Consider the following 19,550-nt stretch of genomic DNA (forward strand, 5'->3'; position numbering starts at 1 on the left):
CTCCAGACAGATGACTCCAAGAAGAATCTTCCGCGGCTGGGTGCCACTGCTGCTCCTGGTCCTGTTCGTGATCATCCTCACGACAGGTGTCCTCTCGGGTCCCAGTGAGTACGGCAAGCGCGATCTGAACTTCGTCCAACAGCAGATAGATGACGGCAAGGTCACGCAGGCCAAGCTCCAGGACTCCAAACAGCTCATCCAGATCACGACGAAGGATGGCAAGTACGAGTCGTCCTACGTCAACGACCAGGGCGTCAACCTCGCCAACGAGCTGCGCAACAAGCGGGTCAAGTACGAGGTCTCGGTCGACCGCGGGAACATCCTCGTCTCCCTCCTGCTCAATCTGCTGCCCGTCCTGCTAGTCGTGCTGCTGCTGTTCTTCTTCATGAACCAGATGCAGGGTGGCGGCAATCGGGTCATGAACTTCGGCAAGTCCAAGGCCAAACTCGTGAGCAAGGACACACCGAAGACGACCTTCACCGATGTAGCCGGGGCGGACGAGGCCATCGAGGAACTCCAGGAGATCAAGGAGTTTCTGGAGAACCCGGCCAAGTTCCAGGCGATCGGCGCGAAGATCCCGAAGGGCGTCCTTCTGTACGGGCCGCCGGGTACCGGCAAGACGCTGCTGGCTCGGGCCGTCGCCGGCGAGGCCGGTGTGCCGTTCTACTCGATCTCCGGCTCCGACTTCGTGGAGATGTTCGTCGGCGTTGGCGCGAGCCGGGTCCGCGACCTGTTCGAACAGGCCAAGGCCAACGCGCCCGCGATCATCTTCGTCGACGAGATCGACGCGGTGGGCCGCCACCGCGGCGCGGGCCTCGGGGGCGGGCACGACGAGCGCGAGCAGACGCTCAACCAGCTGCTCGTCGAGATGGACGGCTTCGACGTCAAGGGCGGGGTCATCCTCATCGCCGCGACGAACCGGCCGGACATTCTCGACCCGGCGCTGCTGCGGCCCGGCCGTTTCGACCGGCAGATCGTCGTCGACCGGCCCGACCTGCTCGGACGCGCGGCGATCCTGCGGGTGCACGCCAAGGGCAAGCCGATCGGCCCGGACGCCGACATGATGGTCATCGCTCGGCGCACTCCTGGGTTCACCGGCGCGGACCTGGCGAACGTGCTGAACGAGGCTGCGCTGCTCGCTGCCCGGTCGAACCTGAAGTTCATCTCCTCGGCGCTGCTGGAGGAGTCGATCGACCGGGTCCTGGCCGGGCCCGAGCGCAAGACCCGGGCGATGAGCGACAAGGAGAAGAAGCGCATCGCCTATCACGAGGGCGGGCACGCTCTCGTCGCGCACGCGCTGCCGAACTCCGACCCGGTGCACAAGGTCACGATCCTGCCCCGCGGTCGCGCGCTCGGCTACACCATGCAGCTGCCGCTGGAGGACAAGTACCTCTCGACCCGCTCGGAGATGCTGGACCGGCTCGCCGTCCTCCTCGGCGGGCGAACCGCCGAGGAGCTGGTGTTCCACGACCCGACCACCGGGGCCAGCGACGACATCGAGAAGGCCACCCAGATATCCCGTTCCATGATCACCCAGTATGGGATGAGTGACAAGCTCGGCGCCATCAAGTTCGGCACTGAGAGCAGCGAGGTCTTCCTCGGCAAGGACGTCGGTCACCAGCGCGACTACTCCGAGGAGGTCGCCAGCGAGATCGACGTCGAGGTGCGCCGGCTCATCGAGGCCGCGCACGACGAGGCCTGGGAGGTCCTGGTCACCTACCGCGACGTGCTGGACAACCTCGTCCTGCGGCTGATGGACACCGAGACTCTGAGCAAGGATCAGGTCGAGGAGGTCTTCGCCACGGTGCAGAAGCGCCCGGTGCGTGGCACCTACACCGGCGTCGGTCGGCGAATCCCGTCGGACCGGCCGCCCGTGCAGACGCCGACGGAGCTCGGGCTCGTCCCCACCGGTGTGGCCGATCTCGTCAAGGACTCGGGCCACGGCAACGGAGCCGCCGGGCACGGTGCCGGCAACGGCGCCGCCGGCGGCCCCGGGGTCGAGCCGGGTGGCGCTCCGCACGGCGTGCCCGGCGGTTTCGGCCCCGGAGGGCCTGGCGGGCACAGCGGCCCCGGTGGCATAGGTCAGGGCGCGTCTGCCCCCGGCGGTCCCGGTTACGGCGGGAATGGCGGGAATGGCGGGCCGGGCGTTCACGGTTATCCCCAGGGCCCGGTCGCCCCTGCGCCGGGAGGCGGCGAGGGGGCGCCGGACGGGCCACCGCGGATCGCGAACCCCTGGGCTCCGCCGAGCTGGCCGAACGATGACGAGAGGAGACGCCGTTGACCTCCGACTCCCCTAACGGGTTCGCCTCGGTCGACGAGGGGGTGCGCGAGGTGGGCACCGTGGGGACGGAGGGCGTCCGCCTCCCCGACGTCGATCTCGCGGCGGGCAGCACCACCCCTCAGAACGGCACGGCTCCTCAGAGCAGTACAGACGATGCGGCGGCGGCTGGCGTGGCGGTGCGGGATCGGGGCCGTCCCCGGCAGATCCGCCCCTTCGACCACGACCGGGTGGCCCGCGCTGTGCGTGAGCTGCTCATCGGTATCGGCGAGGACCCTGACCGGGAGGGCCTGCGCAAGACACCGGATCGGGTCGCCCGGGCCTACCGGGAGGCGGTGGAAGGCCTCGGCCGCGAACCGACCGAGGTGCTCACCACCGTGTTCGACGAGGGGCACGACGAGATGGTGCTTGTGCGCGATATCGACTTCTCGTCGCTGTGCGAGCATCACCTGGTTGTGTTCTCCGGCAAGGCGCACGTCGCCTACATCCCCAACAACCGAGGGCAGATCACCGGCCTGTCGAAGCTGGCCCGCCTGGTGGACCTCTACGCCCGCCGCCCGCAGGTCCAGGAGCGGCTCACCTCACAGGTCGCCGATGCGCTGGTCGACGTCCTGGAACCGCGCGGGGTGATGGTGGTCGTTGAGGCGGAGCACCTGTGCATGTCGATGCGCGGGGTGCGCAAGCCAGGCGCGACGACGGTGACCTCCGCCGTGCGCGGTCAGTTCCTCAGCACCGCCACCCGCAGCGAGGGAATGTCCCTGATCCTGCGCGGCGGCCGGCACTAACGGCGCGGCCGGGCCGTGGTTGGCGGCCCGGCCGGTCAGCCGGTCAGAGCCGGCAGGCCTGGATTCCCGAGACGAGGATGCCGCGGGCGCCGAGATCCCACAGGTCGTCCATCGTCCGGTTTACGTCGGCCCGCAGCACCATCGCCCGCACAGCAACCCACTCCTCCCGCGCCAGCGGCGAGATCGTCGGCGACTCGTAGCCAGGCGTGATCTCGCAGGCCTTCTCCAGCACGGCGGTCGGCACGTCGTAGTCCATCATCACGTATCTGCGGGCGACCAGGACTCCCTGCACGCGACGCAGTAGCCGCTCGTGGGCCGCGGACAACGACGCGCCCCGCTTGGCAATAATGATCGCCTCCGAGCGGAGCACCGCCTCGCCGATCAGCTCAAGCCCGGCGGCGCGCAGAGTGCGGCCGGTCTCCACCACGTCGGCGACCGCGTCCGCGACGCCGAGCCGAACAGCGGTTTCCACCGCGCCATCCAGCGTGACGACGGCCGCCGGAGTGATCCCCCGACCGGCGAGATCGGCCCGGACCAACGCCGGGAACGACGTGGCGATCCGGCGACCCTGCAGGTGGGTCACATCCGGATACGCACCCTCGGGAGCCGCGTAGCGGAACGTGGCATGTGCGTAACCGAGCGGCAGTAGCTCCTCCGCGGCCGCGTTGCTGTCGAGCAGCAGATCACGACCGGTGATACCGAGGTCGAGCCGCCCGGACCCGACGTACACCGCGATGTCGCGGGGACGCAGGAAGAAGAACTCGATGTCATTCTCGGCGTCGAGGACCACGAGCTCCGCGGCCTCCCGCCTGGCCTCGTAGCCGGCATCCGCGAGGAGCTGGCTGGAGGCTGCGGACAGCGACCCCTTGTTGGGCACCGCGATACGAAGCATGGTCACTACTCAGCGTCGGGACGAACGCACCGGGGCATGTTCACAGGTGGGAGTATACGTCGTCGAGAGAAAGACCCAGGGAAATCATCATCAGCTGGCTCCAGTAGAGCAGCTGGGAGATCTCCTGCGCGGCCCGCTCCCGGCCTTCGTGCTCGGCCGCCATCCAGGCCTCCGCAGCCTCTTCGACGAGTTTCTTGCCAAGATGGTGAACGCCCCGGTCAAGTGCCGCGACCGTGCCCGAGCCGGGCTCACGCCGCCGCCATTTGTCGGCAACCTCGGCAAACAGTTCGTCAAATGTTTTTATCGCAGCTACGTGTGCTGTTCCGGACGTCGTCTCGGCGACGGAGACGGTGCCGCCGGGCACCGCGCCCGCGGCGTTCGGCCGCGGCCCGGCGGCGCCGCCCTCGGGCACCGCCGCCACGCCGCCTTCTTCCGACACTGCGGCCACGCCGCCTCCAGGCACCGCGGCAGGCGCGGACGGCGATGAGCCGGGCCGATCGGCAGGAACCATGTCCGGCATGCTACCCAGCCGCCGCGTCCCGGATGTGCAGGCTGTCGGACCGGCATTGCTCCTGGGGCGAATGCTGGTTCACTGGATGACTGTGTCCCCGCCCGCCCTCGTCGCCACGGATCTCGACGGGACGCTGATCCGCAGTGACGGCTCCGTCTCTGCCCGTACCCGGGCCGCCCTGCTGCGCGTACGGCGCTGCGGCGGCACCGTGGTGTTCGTGACCGGACGCCCCAGCCGGGTGATGGCGGGCGTCGCCGCGCAGGCGGCGGTCGGGGGCCTCGCGATCTGTGCCAACGGCGCCCTGGTGTTCGACCTGGACACCGGCGTCGCGGTCAGCCAGCGTCATCTGTCGGCGGTGACGGCCCTGCGGCTCGCACACGGCATCCGGGCCGCGGTGCCGGACACGTCGTTCGCGGTCGAGAGTGGCGCGCGGTTCGGCCGGGAGCCGGCCTTCGAGACCATGTGGCCGGACCCGGGGGAACTGGTTCGTGCCTACCCCGAGCTGCTCGCGGCCCTGCCGGCGACGAAGCTGCTGGTGCGCAGGGCGGGCGGGCTGCCGTTCACCGAGGTGTACGAGGCGATCATGGCCCTGGCCGGGACGGAGGCGGTGGTCACCACCTCCTGCGCGGACCTGCTCGAGATCGCCGGGCCCGGGGTGTCGAAGGCGGTCGCGCTCGCGGAACTCGCCGCCCGACGGGGGTTGTCCGCGCAGGATGTGATCGCCTTTGGCGACATGCCCAACGACCTGCCGATGTTCGCCTGGGCCGGGCACGCGGTGGCGGTCGCCAACGCGCATCCAGATGTGTTGGCCGCCGCTGACGAGATCACCGCGTCCAACGACGACGACGGCGTGGCCCTCATCCTGGAGCGGCTGTTCCCCGCGGCCGGGTCCCCATAGTAGGCAGGAATCTGCCGCGGATCGGGCGCGCTGATCGCCGCATCCTCGTCGAGGACCTTCTGGTATATCCGAATCTGGTCCGGGCGGCTGTAGCCGGTGGCCTCCAGTGTCTCCACGACGACGAGGCGCTCGTCCAGGATGGTGAATCCCTGGAGAAGCGGATATTCCAGCCGGGCACCGCTCGGGGCGATCCGGACGGTCACGTTCTCGAGCTCGGCTACGGCCGAAATCCTTTTGATCTGGGCAATCCTGTACTCGGGCGGAGCGAAACAGTTACCCGGCACCGGCTCCAGCAGAATGAACTCGCACCGTCGGTCTGAATCGTAGGGCGGCTGCTGCCGCGGGATCCGAGATCCGCCCCGGGCCGTGCGCCCCCGTCACGCCCGGCGACGCGGGCCCCGACCGCCCACTGTGCTGACGCCCGGCTGCCGACGGCACGCCGACGGGTGGCGGCACGCCGCCCGTCGGGACGGGCCAGGATAGGCACATGGCGATACCCGTCCGTCCCGATCCGCGTTCGTCCGCGGGGCCACCGGCGCACGCGATCGACGCCGAGTTTCTCGCGCTGCCGCACGCCGCCCTCACCGACGCGGCCCTGCAGACCGCCCGCGACCTTGGCGTCGCCCATGCCGATATCCGCGTCGAACGGCTGCGGGAATCGGCCCTGTCCTTCCGGGACGCGTCCCTGGAGAGCCGGCACGAGGGCGCCACCGTCGGGCTCGCCGTGCGGGTGGTCCACGAGGGCGCGTGGGGCTTCGCCGCCGGCGTCGATCTCACGGTCGACGAGGCGGTACGGCTGGCCCGCGAGGCCGTCGACATGGCGAAGGTCGCCGCTCCGCTGAACTCGGAGCCCGTGGAGCTCGCCGGTGAGCCGGCGCATCCGGAGGCGACGTGGGTCTCGGCGTACACGTCGGACCCGTTCGCCGTCGATCCGCGCGAGCGGGTGGAGCGGGTTGGTGGGCTGTGCCGCACACTGCTCGCGGCGCCCGACGTGGACCACGTCGAGGGCCGGTTCGAGGGCGTGCTGGAGAACAAGTACTACGCCGACCTCGCCGGCACGTCGACCACCCAGCAGCGGGTGCGGGTGCTCTGCCAGATCGAGGCGACCCGGGTCGATCCGGGCGGCGGCTTCGAGTCGATGCGCACGATCGCCCCGCCGGTCGGACGGGGCTGGGAGTGGCTGGTCGCGGGGCCGGCGGCCGGCTGCTGGGACTGGGACGGCGAGATCGAGGTCATCCCGGGGCTGCTCGCCGAGAAGGCGAAGGCGTCCTCGGTGGAACCGGGCCGCTACGACCTGGTGATCGACCCATCGAACCTGTGGCTGACGATCCACGAATCCGTCGGCCACGCCACCGAACTCGACCGGGCGCTCGGCTACGAGGCGGCCTACGCCGGCACCTCGTTCGCGACACTCGACCAGCTCGGCACCCTGCGTTACGGCTCGCCGGCCATGACGGTCACCGGTGACCGCACCACCCCACACGGCCTGGCCACCATCGGCTATGACGACGACGGCGTGGCGACCCGACGCTTCGACATCGTCCGGGACGGCACGCTGGTCGGCTACCAGCTCGACCGGGCGATGGCGGCCCGCAACGCGGCCGTGCTGGGTGCGGCGGCCTCCAACGGCTGTGCCTTCGCGGACTCCGCCGGCCACGTACCGATCCAGCGGATGGCGAACGTGTCACTGCTGGCGGCGCCCGGCGGCCCGTCGACCGAGGAGCTGATCAGCCGGGTCAACCGCGGCATCTACATCGTCGGCGACAAGAGCTGGTCGATCGACATGCAGCGGTACAACTTCCAGTTCACCGGCCAGCGGTTCTACGAGATCCGCTCCGGGCGGATCGTCGGCCAGCTGCGCGACGTGGCCTACCAGGCGACGACCACGGACTTCTGGGGTTCGCTCGAGGCCGTCGGCGGCCCGCAGACCTACCTGCTCGGCGGCGCGTTCAACTGCGGCAAGGGTCAGCCCGGCCAGGTCGCGGCGGTCAGCCACGGCTGCCCGTCGGCCCTGTTTCGCGGAGTCAACGTCCTCAACACCCGGCGGGAGGCCGGCCGATGAGCCAGTCGACGGCGAGCCAGGCAACAGCAGGCCAGACGGCACCAGGCCGAGTGACGGCCGCGAACCGGGCGACGCCGGCCCACGAGATCGTCGAGCGCGCCCTCACGCTGTCCCGGGGCGACGCGTGCGTGGTGATCGCCACCGAGTCCAGCACGGTCAATCTGCGCTGGGCGAACAACACGCTGACCACGAACGGATCCAGCCGCGACCGGTCGGTCACGGTGATCAGCGTCGTCGGACGCTCGTTCGGGGTCCGCTCGGCCTCGACGATCGACCGATTCGGCACCGGCGCCGGCGCCGACACCGGCTCGCCGGACGCGGCGCATCCCACCGACCTCGACGGGCTGGTCGAGCTGGTGCGGGCCGCCGAGGAGGCCGCCCGCGAGGCCGCGGACGCCACGGACTACGGCGACCTGCTCTCCCCGACCACCGCCGGCACGGGCACGGCCACGGGCGACTTCACCGAGCCTGCCGCCCGCACCAGCACGGCGGTGTTCGCCTCGTTCGCCCGCGAGCTGGCCGAGGCGTTCGGCCGTACCCGCGCGGTCGGACAGCGGCTGTTCGGCTTCGCCGAGCATCGGACGACGACCACCTGGCTCGGCACCTCCACCGGCCTGCGCCTGCGGCACAGCGAGCCGGTCGGCAGCGTCGAGTGGAACGCGAAGAGTTCCGCCCCCGGCGGCTCGGTGTGGCACGGCCAGTCGACCCGCGACTTCACCGACGTGGACGTCGCCGCCACCCACACCCTGCTCACCTCGCGCCTCGCCTGGTGTGAGCGCCCGGTGGAGCTGCCGGCCGGCCGGTACGAGACGCTGCTGCCGCCCTCGGCCGTCGGTGACATGATGGTCGGCCTGTACTGGGCGGCGGCCGGACGGGACGCGGCCGAGGGCCGGACGGTGTTCAGCCGGGCGGGTGGCGGGACGCGGCTCGGGGAGGCGATCGGGCCGCCCGGGTTGCGCCTGTCCAGCGATCCGGCCGACCCGGAGCTCGCCACCACCCCGTTCGTGACCGCCACCTCGTCGTCGGCGGTCTCGAGCGTGTTCGACAACGGTCTGGCGCTCGGCGCCACCGACTGGATCCACGACGGCGCGCTCGCCGCGCTGGTGCAGACCCGCGCGTCCGCCCGCCAGACCGAGAGCCCGGTGACTCCGCTCGTCGGGAACCTGATTCTCGACGGCGGGGGAACTGCCTCGCTCGACGAGATGATCGCCTCGACCCGCCGGGGCCTGTTGCTGACCAGCCTGTGGTACATCCGAGAGGTTGATCCGGAGGTGCTGCTGCTGACCGGCCTCACCCGCGACGGCGTCTACCTGGTCGAGGACGGCGAGGTCACCGGGGCGGTGAACAACTTCCGGTTCAACGAGTCCCCGGTGGACCTGCTGGGCCGCTCCGCCGAGATCGGCGCGTCCGTTCGGACCCTGCCCCGGGAGTGGGCGGACTGGTTCACCCTGACCCGGATGCCGCCGGTTCGCATCCCGGACTTCAACATGAGCTCGGTGAGCCCCGCCAACTGACCCCGCCGGGCCGGGCCGGCGGGGTCAGTTGGCGGGTGGGTGACGTCACAGGTAGGCGCCGCGGCCGAACGTCTCACCACCCGGCTGCTGTCCGGGTGGCTCCGGCGACCCGGACCCGCTGGGCAGGGCCCGCCGCCGCAGCGCCGCGAGCTGGGCCCGGTCGGCCATCTGCTGGACGACGAGCATGCCCTGGAAGAGTCCCTCCAGCCAGCCGACGAGCTGCGCCTGGGCGATGCGCAGCTCGGCGTCCGAGGGGACGGTGCTGTCGTCGAAGGGCTGCAGAAGCCGTTCAAGCTCGGCCCGCGGCTCCGGGGCCAGCGCGCCGGCGAGCTCGCGGATCGAGCTGCGCTGGATGTCGCGCAGCCGGATCCGGCTGGCATCGTCGAGCGGCGCGGCGCGCACCTCCTCGAGCAGCTGCTTGACCATGGTCCCGATCCGCATCACCTTGTCGGGCTGTACCACGAGCTCGGCGGCGGGGCTCCCGCTCTCCCCCGCCTCGTCCGCCTCGCCGGTCGGGGCCAGTTTCCCGCCGGGATGGCCGGACACCGACGGCACAGCCTCGTGCAGTGATCCATCGGGCCCGACGACGACGACGCGGGGTTCCGGTTGATCCGTCATGGCCCCTATCCTGCCCCGTCCGCGCCCGCCTACGGCAGTGGTCCGCGTGGTGGGGCCAGGCGGACGTCCCGGTTGGCCGCACGGGATGACCTTGCCGACGCGCCCGCGGTCGGCGAGGTCGTCGCCATCAGGTCGCAACTGTGAGGATGACCTTGCCGACATGCCCCAGGTCGGCAACGTGCCGGTGCGCCTGCGCCACCTCGGTGATCGGCAGAATCCGGTCGATGACCGGCCGGATGGCGCCGCTCCCGACCGCCGGCCAGACCTCGGCCCGGACCCCGGCGATGATCGCCGCCTTTTCGGTGTCCGGTCGCGCCCGCAGCGACGCGGCGTGCACCGCGGCCCGTTTACCCAGCAGCACGGACAGGTTCAGCTCACCCTTCACGCCGCCCTGCATGCCGATGACGACAAGCCGCCCGCCGGTGGCCAGCAGCTCCACGTTGCGCGCCAGGTACACCGCGCCCATGTTGTCGAGGATCACATCCGCGCCATGCCCGTCGGTGGCCGCACGGATGATCTCGACGAAGTCCTCGTCCCGGTAGGACACGGCGACGTGCGCGCCGAGTTCCCGGACCCGGGCGAGCTTGGCCGGTGACCCGGCGGTGGTGGCGACGAGGGATTCCGGGCGCAGCGCCCGCACGGCCTGGATGGCGAACGTGCCGATGCCGGACGCGCCGCCGTGCACGCAGAATGTCTCGCCGTCGCGCAGCCCGGCGATGCCGAAAACGGTCGAGTACACGGTCGCGGCGACCTCGGGCAGTCCCGCAGCCTCGACAAGACCAACCCCCGCGGGCACCGGTAGCACCTGCCCGGCCGGCACGACCACCCGGGTGGCGTACCCGCCGCCACTGAGCAGCGCGCAGACCTCGGCACCGGCCTCGAGCCCGGCGACCCCCGGACCGAGCGCCGCGATCCGGCCCGAGCATTCAAGTCCGAGGATCTCGGAGGCCCCTGGCGGCGGCGAGTAGAAACCCTGCCGCTGCAGGAGATCAGCCCGGTTGACCGCGGTGGCGGCGACCTCGATGGCGACCTCCCCCGGCCCCGGCGGCGGCGGGTCCGCCACCGTGGCGACGGACATGACCTCAGGACCGCCGAAGGCGGACATCGTCACCGCGAGCATAGGCCCAGGCTACGGCGCTACCAGCGATCCCAGTGCAGAACGGTCTCGAGCGGCTCACGCGCGGCGGGACGGAAGTCGGTGCCAAGGGTGTAGGCGACCGGCAGCAGGACCCCCTGGCTGACGCCCGGCGGGATGCCGAGCAGCTGGGCGACCTCGTCGGCGTACGAGAGGTGCAGTGTCGTCCAGGCGCTGCCGAGGCCGCGGGCGCGCAGAGCCAGCATGAAGCTCCACGCGGCCGGCAGCAGCGATCCCCAGAACCCGGCCTGCCCGTCCGCGGGGACCTTCGCCACGTCGCCGACCAGGCAGCCGAGGACGAGGACAGGCACCCGGTGCATGTTCTCGGCGAGATAGCGCGCGGAGCCGTGCACCCGCGTCTGCACCGCCTGCCGCTCGGGGCTGTACTCGGCGTTGTTCGCGGTCGCGCCGCCCGTCTCGAAGTACGCCGAGGCCACGCGCAGGTAGTACTCGGCGATCCGCGCGCGCACCTCCGGGTCGGTGATGACGATCCAGTGCCAGCCCTGGGCATTGGATCCGGACGGTGCCTGTAGGGCGATCCGCAGGCACTCCCTGATGATCTCCGGTTCCACCGGACGGTCGAGGTCGAGCCGCCTGCGCACGCTGCGCGTGGTGGTCAGCAGCTCGTCCGGGGTGAGCTCAGGCGCCATGGCCGCATTGCCTCTTTCAACTCGGAGCTTCCTTCGGCCCGGGTCCGGTGGCCCGGGCCGAAGGACCCGGGCCGCGGCTCAGACGGGTTCGGGCTCCGGCTCCGCCGGGACGTCCGGTGCCGGCTCGGTGTAGGGCGAGGGCTCGTGGGGAGCGGGAGGCAGGTCGGGGGTGTCGGGCAGCAGCGGCCCGGGGTCGTCCGGGATCGGCATGTCCGGGTCGAGCGGCGGCGGCGGGGAATCCGGCCGGTGTGGACGCACACCGGCCGCCGCCGATCGGCGCGGGGTCAGCGGGCAGGTCGACAGGGACGGGCTGGACATAGCACCCGCCCTACCCGGTGGGCACGGCCGCGGAAACATCGTCCCAGCATCGCACGGCCGCCGGCGCGGACCGTCACCGCCCGGCGCCGCGCAGCGGTGTCCCATGCTCCCACCCCCAGCACAACCAATGACAAACTTTGATACCACCAACCAGGCCACCCCCGGCCAATGACAACCATGCATGCACAACGGACGGGAATGTTTCCGTCAGACTTCCGCCGGGTGCCGGCGCCCGCACCCCCATCCGGCGGTACCCATGCAGCCCCGTCAGACGCCCGACCTGCGGCTACGCATCCGGCCTCCCGGAGGACGGCACGACACATCCCGGTTGCATCTTCGGCGAGGATTCTCGGCCGTATCACCGTATTAACCAGGAAGCCGACGAACCACCCCGGAGTACCACACCCATGAGCGGGTCCGACCGCTAGCGTCATACCCGCATCACCCTCTATGCATGTCCTTCTGCAACCAGCAACGGACGACCACAGCATCGGCTGTCTGACCGGCTTGGGGATGCGCCGGCCAGGATGGGCCTCGGGGAGCATGCCAGTGGAAGCGGTCGCGACCGACGACGAGCACGAGCATCCCCAGGGGCAGGCGGAGTTCCGTGCCTTCTTCGAGAGCCACCACCGCGAGCTGAGCCGGTTCGCCTACCTGCTGACCGGCGATCACGACGCGGCGGACGACATCACCGCCGACGCCCTCACCGCCGCATGGACCCGCTGGGACCGGGTGCGCGCGGCCGAGCTTCCACTGGCCTACGTGCGGCGCATCGTCGCGAATCTGGCAGCGGACCGGGTCCGCCGAGTCGTGCGCGAACGACGGGGATTGCTCGCACTTGGCGGTCGGGCCGAGGGTTCCACCCCCGAGCCCGACGTACCGGCAGTCGTGGACCTGCGCAGCGCACTGATGTCGTTACCGCCCGGCAAGCGGGCGTGCGTGGTATTGCGGTACGCCTTCGACCTGTCGGAGGCAGAGACCGCACGCACGTTGGGGATCTCGGTCGGAACGGTGAAGAGTCAGACCGCGCGCGGGGCCGCTGACCTCGAACGACTGCTTGTGGGCAGCCCGGCGGAACCCACCACGTCAACCTCCCGACACGCGCCTACCCCAGGCGTGGCCTCGCCAGACGCGGCCGCCCGCAGGACCGCCCCCCAAGGCGGCGCGGCCGGTCGAAGCACCGATGACGGCGCGGCGCCGCGTGATGCCGGCGGCGGCCCGGTCCCGCCGCACGCGGACGGCGCCCGGACGGGTTCGCTGCGGCCCGGCCGCCGACGACGGCCCGGTTCGTCCGGCGCCCACGCCGGCCCCGGCCCGTCGGCCTTCGCCGGGGTGCCGGCCGGTGCGGCCCCGCCGTCCGCCACCGAGCCGACCCTGCGTGCCATCCCACTGCGCGGACCGGACCAGGACCGCCGTCTCGACCACGAATGCCAGGTCAACACCGGTCAGCCGCCTCGCCCTGGACCGACCGCTCACCTCGATTCGTCAGCCCACCCCAACTCGTCAGCCCACACCGCCTGCGCGATCTGCCTCGACCCGTCACTGCGCCAGGGACCGGCAACCCACCTTGGTCCGTCGACCCGCGTTGCTCCGTCGACGCACCCGGTCGAACCCGCGCCTCACCCCCAGCCGCAGTCCCCTCCGGCCGCGCACGGTCCTGACGCCCGCGGCGGTGGGCGGGCTTGGTCGAACTCTCGAGGTTGGCCCGCGTGGCGGATCGGCGAGGCGTAGATGGCCATGAACGGTGACCGCGGCGACCGGCATGGGTCCGGCCGCCCGCCGCGCGACGATCTACGCGACCTGCTGAGCGCCGAGATGAACCGGCACCAGCCAGATTCGGAACGGATCCGCCAGCGGATCTCGGCCTCGTTGGGCGCAGGCTTTCCCCTCGGGCTGGGCGGCCCCGACTCGTCCCTTCCTGGCAGCACCCGGTCCGGTGGCTCACGGACCGGTGCTGCGCGGGCTGGTTCGGCATTACCGCATCCGGCATTACCGCATTCGACGCTGCCGGTCAGGAGGTTGTCCGGCCGGGGTCGGCCTGCCGCGGGCGGGGCTGTCGTGGGCGAGGCCGCCCCGGAGTTCACGCCGTACGTCGACCTGGATCAGGCCACTTCGGCTACTGGAAGTACGCCCGCCGGAAGTACAGCCACCGGGACGCCGCCCGCGTCGTGCCCGGTCGGTGCGGAGGGACTGGCTCAGTCTGCGGCTTCACCCAGGCTGGGGGGTCTGGACGGGCCGATCAACCTCGGCGATCCGGATGACCCGGTCTGGGGAGACGACGGTCGCGGCGCGGGGGACGATCACGCTGGCAATGCTTCACCGGCCGGACGGCAGGCCGGGGACTCGTCGGTCGCCCCGCTCGGGCCGGCCGATTCGCTGCCGCTGCCCGCTGCGGCGTCCCCACGACCACGCCGCACCAGTGATCATGGTGGGCGTCGACGCCCGCCGGCCCGGCCCGGCCCCCGCCGGCCGGGCAGCCGGCGTGGCCGGGTACTCGTCGGCGCGGCCGTCGTCGGGGTGAGCGCGGTGATGGCCGTGCTGCTCGCCCTGGTGATCGGTGTCCCGGGCTCGGAATCGCCGAACCCGCCGGTCACGACAGTGAGCTCCTCACCGCACCCGATCGGAACGCCGTGGGTGACGACCGCGAGCCCCACGAGCGTTCCCGGCCAGTCCCCGTCCGCGCTGCGGCCGAGTGGCGCCCCGCCGCCGCCGGCCGGCGCCGCGCCGCGCGACGGAACGGGCGATCCGGCGCAGTACGGTGCGAGCGGCCGGCCCGGGCCGACCGAGGCCGTGGCGGCACCGGTGACGAGGGGTCGCTACACCAGCCAGACCGCGCCCTTCCCGGCCGGCTCCCAGGTGCAACTGCCGATCGATGCCGCCGACTGGGTGCTCTTCGGTGATGGCCTGAACGGTGTTCGCACCCGGGCCGCGCTGCCCGTGCCGCGCATCATCGCGTTCGCATCCGGAGATGCCACGATGGCGTCGTCCTCCGGGTTCAACTGGTTCGGCGGATTCCCGAACCTGTTCGGCAGCAAGGACAACCAGCGCCTGTCGGTGCGGGGGACGGCCATCCTGAGCACACTCGTGGTGCTGCCGCGCAAGCTGCAGATCTACCTCGGCGCGTCCACCGGCACGGTGCGGATCTCCATCTCCTCGCTTGCGGACACCCGGACCTTCACCGTCGATCTCCCCTCCCGGCAGGTCGACGGCTCGTCGGATGCCATGATCACGCTGACGCTGCCGGGCGCCATTGGCTCGACCGTGGTCACGGTTTCCAGCGTGGACGGCCAACCCTGGACGCTGGCGGCCGCAGTACTGCGGTGATTCGGTCACTCACCGTGATTTCGATAGATCATGAAAAATCTCAAAAAAACATGCCTGAAGGCGACAACCCTGCGACCCTCACCAGCCGACTAGAGAGTGAACATCCCAACCGGTCCCCGCGCCAGGTGGCCCGGCTGGCGTTCCGGCCCGATTCGTCCGACTAACCCCCCCCAGCCGGGCAAGCGGGCCGTCATGCGGTATCTGGGCTGGCCGGTCAGGCCAAGGCCGGCCAGCCCCCGCCGCCCCGGCGGCACATCGACGACCTTCAGGGGTGAACGGCACCCAGGGGTGGGTGTGCGTCACCACGACGGCGACGCCAGATCGAAGCCGAGGGGTAGCGTCGTCTCTGTGCGCCGGCTGTTGTTTGCACCCTCGTGGATCGCGCGTCATCTCCTCGCGCTGACCCTGGTCGCCGTGTTCATCCGGATGGGCATCTGGCAGTTCACCAAGGGCGAGTCTCCCCAGGGCACCATGCAGAACCTCTTCTACGGCATCGAGTGGCCGATCTTCGCCATCTTCGTCCTCTACTGGTGGTTCCGGATGATCAAGGAGGCGCTCTCGCCTCCCGACGACAGCGGGCCCCAGTGGGGTGTGGGCGGGCGGATCGCCCCCGAGACGCCGCACTGGCAGGCCGCCGGCAGCCCCCGGATGCTCACCGCGGGCGGCCAGTCAGGCGCGGCGGCGGCGCTGGTGGACGACGAGGACGAAGAGGTCATCGCCTACAACCACTATCTCGCCGCGCTGTACGAGCGCGATGCGCGCCAGGACACCCTGCGGGCGGTCGCGGCGCGCACGTCCCCGAAGCAGCTGGACACCTCGGCGGCTGCCTCCACCCCAGCACCACCGGTCAGCACCCCTGCGCAGATCAGCGCCCCGTCGCAGGTCGACACCTCACCGCAGATCAACGGAGCCCGCCGATGACGGCCATCCCCTCGTCCTCTCCCTCGGCCGCAGGGCGCTGCGCCCCGGCCGCGGTCCGTGGCGCCCTGCTTCGCTACCGGGCCATCGCCTACGTGGTAGGCGTGGGACTGATCATTCTGGTCTGTATCGGCATGCCGCTGAAGTACGCCGCGGGCAGCACGGCCGTCGTGGCCATCGTGGGGCCGGTGCATGGCGTGCTCTACATCGTCTACCTGGCCGCCACCTACGATCTGGCCACCCGGTGCCGGATCCCGCTCGTACGTGCCGTGCTGGTCATGCTCGCCGGAACGATTCCGTTCCTGTCGTTCGTCGCCGAGCGCAAGGTCACCGGGATGGTCCGCCGACAGTACCTCGCCGACGCGGCGAAGCCGGCCACGCCCGGCCGCCCTGGCCCGGGCTCCGGCGCGGCGGGCGGCGTGGGCGTGGGTGCGGGCGGGGCGGCCGAAGCCACCACTCGCTGATCCACCACCTCAGCGCTGGTCGGCCCACAGCCACCTGCCGGCCCACAGCACCTGCCGGGCCACAGCACCTCTCGGGCCACAGCACCTCCGGGCCTACAGCACCTACCGGCCCACAGCCAGCGGGCTCGGGCCGGGGGTGGGCGGGCGCACGGCCGTCAGACCGGGCCGGCGCACCGGCACCGCGACGGTGAGGACCTCCCCGCGACCGAGCCAGCGCGGCCGGCCCGCGCTGGCGCTGGGCCGCACCGCCGCCCGGACCTGATCCAACTCGGTACCGAAGGCGAACACCCGACCATCCGTCCAGATGATCATCTCGGTGCGAGCTCCCGCCGGACGGGTGAGGGCCAGACGTGACCGGGACGGTTCCCACGCGACCGTCACCGTCCGCGTGCCCGCGGCGATCAGCGCCGGCCGGCGGCCTCGCTGGGCGGCCGGCTCACGCGGCCCCGACCGGTGCGGGCCCGATGCGCGCGGCGCACGATCGGTGATCAGCACCAGCCCCGCGTCGTCCACGGCGCCCGGCGGTGTGGGGTCGGCATCCGGGTCGGCAGCGGTGACCGCGCCAAAGACGCCGTCGAGATGAACTCCACGCGCGGCCGGCAGCCCCCGGGCCGAGCAGGCCAGCATCGCGGTCAGTACCGCCCGCCGCACGTTCACGCCGTCCAGCCGGACCAGCCCGCAGACTGTCATCGATCCCTCCGTCCGCTGTGCCCGGCCGTGGCACCGGCACGCCCCGGCCCGCACTCGGCCGAACGCGCCGGGGATCGACGGTCACGGGTCCTCCCGCGCCGGAACGTAACAGCTTCACCACCGGATCGACCATCCGTGCCTCGACGCGACCGTCCGCCGGCCGCACGGTTGGCGATGCGGACCGCGACCGTCACCGACCGCGGTCGTCGATAGTCAGGACGATCTCGCGCAGAACGGCGTCAGGCCGCGACGGCGACGGGCAGGTCCCGGGGCATCGGCCCGCGCGAAGAACCGCCTTCCCCCGCGCGTTCGGTCCGACGGGACACGCCACGCGGGGCGGCTGTCAGCCGACGGCCACCTGGGCGGATGTGTCCGCCGACCGGACCCGCCGGGCCGCGATGACCGGGTGCGCCGGGCAGTCGACAAGATGATCATCAAAGCCGACCACAGTCGGCCAGGACTGATGGCATGAACCGCAGTGGGTGGTGGCCGCGTCTGTCCACCGCGCGTCACAACCGGCACAGCTCGCCGTGACCGGTCCACGCGGACCGACCTCGGGCTGCCGGCGGCGCGGCACCTGGATCGGCAACGCCGGCTGCCGACTGGCCGCATTCGCATCAGAGTGAAGGGTCACGGAAATCGCGCGAGGGCGCCGGGTCGAGGCAACGGCGGCCGGGATCGCGCGCGGGGATGACGACCGGCGGGGAGGCACCCGGTCATCCTGTCGCAGACCAGCACAAGCGTCACGCAACCGGGTGTCGAGTCTTCGGGGTGTTTATCCAGCAAGGAGATGTCGGGGGGCACCATCCCCGGGCCAATCCCCCCACTCCGGGCATCTTGCGCAACCTTTCCAGTTGACGTCGCGGGGCACCCACGGCAGGCGTCGCAGGACACAACACACACAATTCCGGAACATGATGACACCCAGAACCGAACGCGAGAACGACCAGCGCCGGTCTGACTGGCTACGGTCGCCTCTATGACGAACACCGTCGGCGACGACCGGCCGGGCGCCGCACCGCGTGGGGGCACCTCTGCGGGGGTGGGCGCACTGCTGCGGCGATGGCGTCAACAGCGCCGGCTTAGTCAGCTTGAACTAGCACTTCGGGCGGACAGCTCGGCGCGTCACATCAGCTTCGTCGAGACAGGCAAGGCACTGCCCAGCAAGGCGATGGTGCTGCGACTGGCCGATCACCTGGAGGTGCCGGTGCGTGAGCGCAATACGCTCTTGCTCGCCGCGGGCTACGCTCCGGTGTTTCCGGAAACACCCCTGCATGATCCGGCGATGGCCGCCGTACGTGGGGGCCTGGTCGACCTGCTCGCCGCGTGCGAGCCCCACCCGGCGCTCGTCCTGCACGGGCCGTTCGACATCGCGATGACCAATCGCGCCGCCCGTGATCTGCTCGCCGGCGTGACCGAGGAACTGCTGCGCCCGCCCGTGAACTTGATGCGCCTGGCCCTGCATCCCCGGGGGCTCGCACCGCGGATCGTGAACCTGGCGCAGTGGCGCGAACATCTGCTGGGGACGATGCGTCGAGCCATGATCTCACCGGCTCCGTCCCCGTTGCACGCCCTGTATGACGAGGTGTCCGCCTATCCGCTCCCCGACCAGTCACCAGAGCTGCCCGAGGATCCTCACTCGCGCGACGGCGCAGGGCCGGCCCGGCCGGCCGACGCAGGCGTTCCCCTGGCCCTGCCCCTGCGCATCCGCGTCGCCGACCAGGTGCTCACGTTCGTCTCGGCGATGACGACGTTCAACAACCCGACGGACGTGACCGTCTCGGAGCTGGCGATCGAGCTCTTCCTGCCCGCGGATGCGGCCACCGCGGGAGCCCTCGCCGACGCCGCCGCCCGCCGGGACAACGCAGGCTGACCGCTCGGCCCTCGCCGACTGCGCCACGGCGAACAGTCCGCCGAGCAACCCGCCGGCGTCGACGGGAGGCTCGCCGACGATGCTCGGCACAGCACGATCGTTAGGCACGCCGTGGGCAGGGAGAGGCCGGGAACGGTCAGGGCCAGTCAGGGCCAGCGGGGGTGATACCCCGCCAAGAGGCCCGCACTGGCAGCCTCTTGACCTGCGGCTTCGGGGCACGCGGCCTCGGTGGAGCGGAGGGCGTGGGATTCGAACCCACGATGAGGATCACTCCCCATAACGGTTTTCAAGACCGTCGCCATCGGCCACTAGGCGAGCCCTCCTGACCTGCGGTTTCAGCCCGGTTGACCCCGATCGTCCGTAGGGCCGTTCCGTGCCTGTTCCGCGTGACCGTCCGCGCCGTCGCCGGCCGTGTGGTCATGGTCGAGTATCGCAGCTTCGGCGCCGGGTGTGCCGAGGGCCTGTTCGATCGAGCCGCCCGCCGCGGGACGTCGTCATCCGTCCGGCCGCGGACGTTGGTGGTCAGCTCGATCGTGAGGGTTGTGAGCGTTCAACTTCTGGACGATCATCGACAGGCAGGCCGGACGTCTCGTCGAAGGCGACACGACTGTCTGTGGCCA

General features: G+C 71.3%; 18 protein-coding genes, 1 tRNA gene and 1 pseudogene. 10 read left to right on the plus strand and 10 right to left on the minus strand.

Translation table 11 applies throughout. The features are described 5' to 3' along the window. The first annotated feature begins 10 nt into the window (after positions 1 to 10). A complete protein-coding gene (gene ftsH, locus MXD95_RS22065) occupies positions 11 to 2,281 on the plus strand; it encodes an ATP-dependent zinc metalloprotease FtsH (RefSeq protein WP_250642595.1) in 2,271 nt (756 codons plus the stop codon). Then, positions 2,278 to 3,063 (plus strand): GTP cyclohydrolase I FolE, encoded by a 786-nt coding sequence (gene folE, locus MXD95_RS22070; protein WP_251078816.1) that lies wholly within the window; start codon positions 2,278 to 2,280, stop codon positions 3,061 to 3,063. Before ftsH ends, folE begins: the two co-directional genes overlap by 4 nt. 43 nt (positions 3,064 to 3,106) lie before the next feature. On the opposite strand, the gene hisG is transcribed toward folE, so the two are convergent. Beyond that, positions 3,107 to 3,955 carry an ATP phosphoribosyltransferase gene (gene hisG, locus MXD95_RS22075; RefSeq protein WP_250642596.1) on the minus strand — a complete coding sequence of 283 codons (849 nt, stop codon included), beginning with the start codon at positions 3,953 to 3,955 and terminating at the stop codon, positions 3,107 to 3,109. A 40-nt stretch (positions 3,956 to 3,995) separates the two neighbouring features. Beyond that, positions 3,996 to 4,403: a phosphoribosyl-ATP diphosphatase gene (locus MXD95_RS22080; protein WP_250642597.1), complete on the minus strand. Its 408-nt coding sequence runs from the start codon at positions 4,401 to 4,403 to the stop codon at positions 3,996 to 3,998. 148 nt (positions 4,404 to 4,551) lie between these two features. Here MXD95_RS22080 and MXD95_RS22085 point away from each other — a divergent pair, with 148 nt between their 5' ends. Then, a complete protein-coding gene (locus MXD95_RS22085; RefSeq protein ID WP_250642598.1) occupies positions 4,552 to 5,364 on the plus strand; it encodes an HAD family hydrolase in 813 nt (270 codons plus the stop codon). A gap of 44 nt (positions 5,365 to 5,408) precedes the next feature. Here MXD95_RS22085 and MXD95_RS22090 read toward each other — a convergent pair. Further along, positions 5,409 to 5,711, minus strand: a pseudogene (locus MXD95_RS22090) (Scr1 family TA system antitoxin-like transcriptional regulator); the annotation flags it as partial. A 140-nt stretch (positions 5,712 to 5,851) separates the two neighbouring features. On the opposite strand from MXD95_RS22090, the gene MXD95_RS22095 reads away from it, so the two are divergent. Beyond that, positions 5,852 to 7,426 (plus strand): TldD/PmbA family protein, encoded by a 1,575-nt coding sequence (locus tag MXD95_RS22095; protein WP_250642599.1) that lies wholly within the window; start codon positions 5,852 to 5,854, stop codon positions 7,424 to 7,426. Continuing rightward, positions 7,423 to 8,940 (plus strand): metallopeptidase TldD-related protein, encoded by a 1,518-nt coding sequence (locus tag MXD95_RS22100; RefSeq protein ID WP_250642600.1) that lies wholly within the window; start codon positions 7,423 to 7,425, stop codon positions 8,938 to 8,940. Before MXD95_RS22095 ends, MXD95_RS22100 begins: the two co-directional genes overlap by 4 nt. A 45-nt stretch (positions 8,941 to 8,985) precedes the next feature. Here the strand turns inward: MXD95_RS22100 and MXD95_RS22105 are convergent, their stop codons facing one another. The 4 genes from MXD95_RS22105 to MXD95_RS22120 form a co-directional block, all read right to left on the minus strand. Beyond that, on the minus strand, positions 8,986 to 9,558 hold the full coding sequence (locus tag MXD95_RS22105) for a bacterial proteasome activator family protein (protein WP_250642601.1): 573 nt from the start codon (positions 9,556 to 9,558) through the stop codon (positions 8,986 to 8,988). Between the two features lie 127 nt (positions 9,559 to 9,685). Further along, a complete protein-coding gene (locus tag MXD95_RS22110; protein ID WP_250642602.1) occupies positions 9,686 to 10,678 on the minus strand; it encodes an NAD(P)H-quinone oxidoreductase in 993 nt (330 codons plus the stop codon). A gap of 17 nt (positions 10,679 to 10,695) precedes the next feature. Then, on the minus strand, positions 10,696 to 11,343 hold the full coding sequence (locus tag MXD95_RS22115; RefSeq protein ID WP_250642603.1) for a nitroreductase family protein: 648 nt from the start codon (positions 11,341 to 11,343) through the stop codon (positions 10,696 to 10,698). A gap of 78 nt (positions 11,344 to 11,421) precedes the next feature. Continuing rightward, positions 11,422 to 11,661, minus strand: a complete 240-nt coding sequence (locus MXD95_RS22120) for a hypothetical protein (RefSeq protein WP_250642604.1) — start codon at positions 11,659 to 11,661, stop codon at positions 11,422 to 11,424. Positions 11,662 to 12,204: 543 nt separating this feature from the next. Here MXD95_RS22120 and MXD95_RS22125 point away from each other — a divergent pair. From MXD95_RS22125 to MXD95_RS22140, 4 genes are all read left to right on the plus strand, one after another. Next, positions 12,205 to 13,392, plus strand: coding sequence for a SigE family RNA polymerase sigma factor (locus MXD95_RS22125; RefSeq protein WP_250642605.1), 1,188 nt, complete (start codon positions 12,205 to 12,207; stop codon positions 13,390 to 13,392). A gap of 327 nt (positions 13,393 to 13,719) precedes the next feature. Then, entirely contained in the window at positions 13,720 to 14,985 is a 1,266-nt protein-coding gene (locus MXD95_RS22130; RefSeq protein WP_250642606.1) for a hypothetical protein, read from the plus strand. 348 nt (positions 14,986 to 15,333) lie between these two features. Next, positions 15,334 to 15,906, plus strand: a complete 573-nt coding sequence (locus tag MXD95_RS22135) for a hypothetical protein (RefSeq protein WP_250642607.1) — start codon at positions 15,334 to 15,336, stop codon at positions 15,904 to 15,906. After that, positions 15,903 to 16,367, plus strand: coding sequence for a DUF3817 domain-containing protein (locus MXD95_RS22140; protein WP_250642608.1), 465 nt, complete (start codon positions 15,903 to 15,905; stop codon positions 16,365 to 16,367). The genes MXD95_RS22135 and MXD95_RS22140 overlap by 4 nt, the downstream gene beginning before the upstream one ends. A gap of 102 nt (positions 16,368 to 16,469) precedes the next feature. On the opposite strand, the gene MXD95_RS22145 is transcribed toward MXD95_RS22140, so the two are convergent. Both MXD95_RS22145 and MXD95_RS29735 read right to left on the minus strand, forming a co-directional pair. Beyond that, positions 16,470 to 17,057: a hypothetical protein gene (locus MXD95_RS22145; protein WP_250642609.1), complete on the minus strand. Its 588-nt coding sequence runs from the start codon at positions 17,055 to 17,057 to the stop codon at positions 16,470 to 16,472. Between the two features lie 343 nt (positions 17,058 to 17,400). After that, positions 17,401 to 17,769, minus strand: coding sequence for an FDXHR family putative zinc-binding protein (locus MXD95_RS29735; RefSeq protein WP_518456029.1), 369 nt, complete (start codon positions 17,767 to 17,769; stop codon positions 17,401 to 17,403). Between the two features lie 267 nt (positions 17,770 to 18,036). On the opposite strand from MXD95_RS29735, the gene MXD95_RS22150 reads away from it, so the two are divergent. Next, entirely contained in the window at positions 18,037 to 18,930 is an 894-nt protein-coding gene (locus MXD95_RS22150; protein ID WP_250642610.1) for an MmyB family transcriptional regulator, read from the plus strand. 234 nt (positions 18,931 to 19,164) lie between these two features. On the opposite strand, the gene MXD95_RS22155 is transcribed toward MXD95_RS22150, so the two are convergent. After that, a tRNA-Ser gene (locus tag MXD95_RS22155) sits at positions 19,165 to 19,253 on the minus strand. Positions 19,254 to 19,550 lie beyond the last annotated feature (297 nt).

The sequence above is a fragment of the Frankia sp. AiPa1 genome, from assembly GCF_023243075.1.
GTDB lineage: Bacteria > Actinomycetota > Actinomycetes > Frankiales > Frankiaceae > Frankia.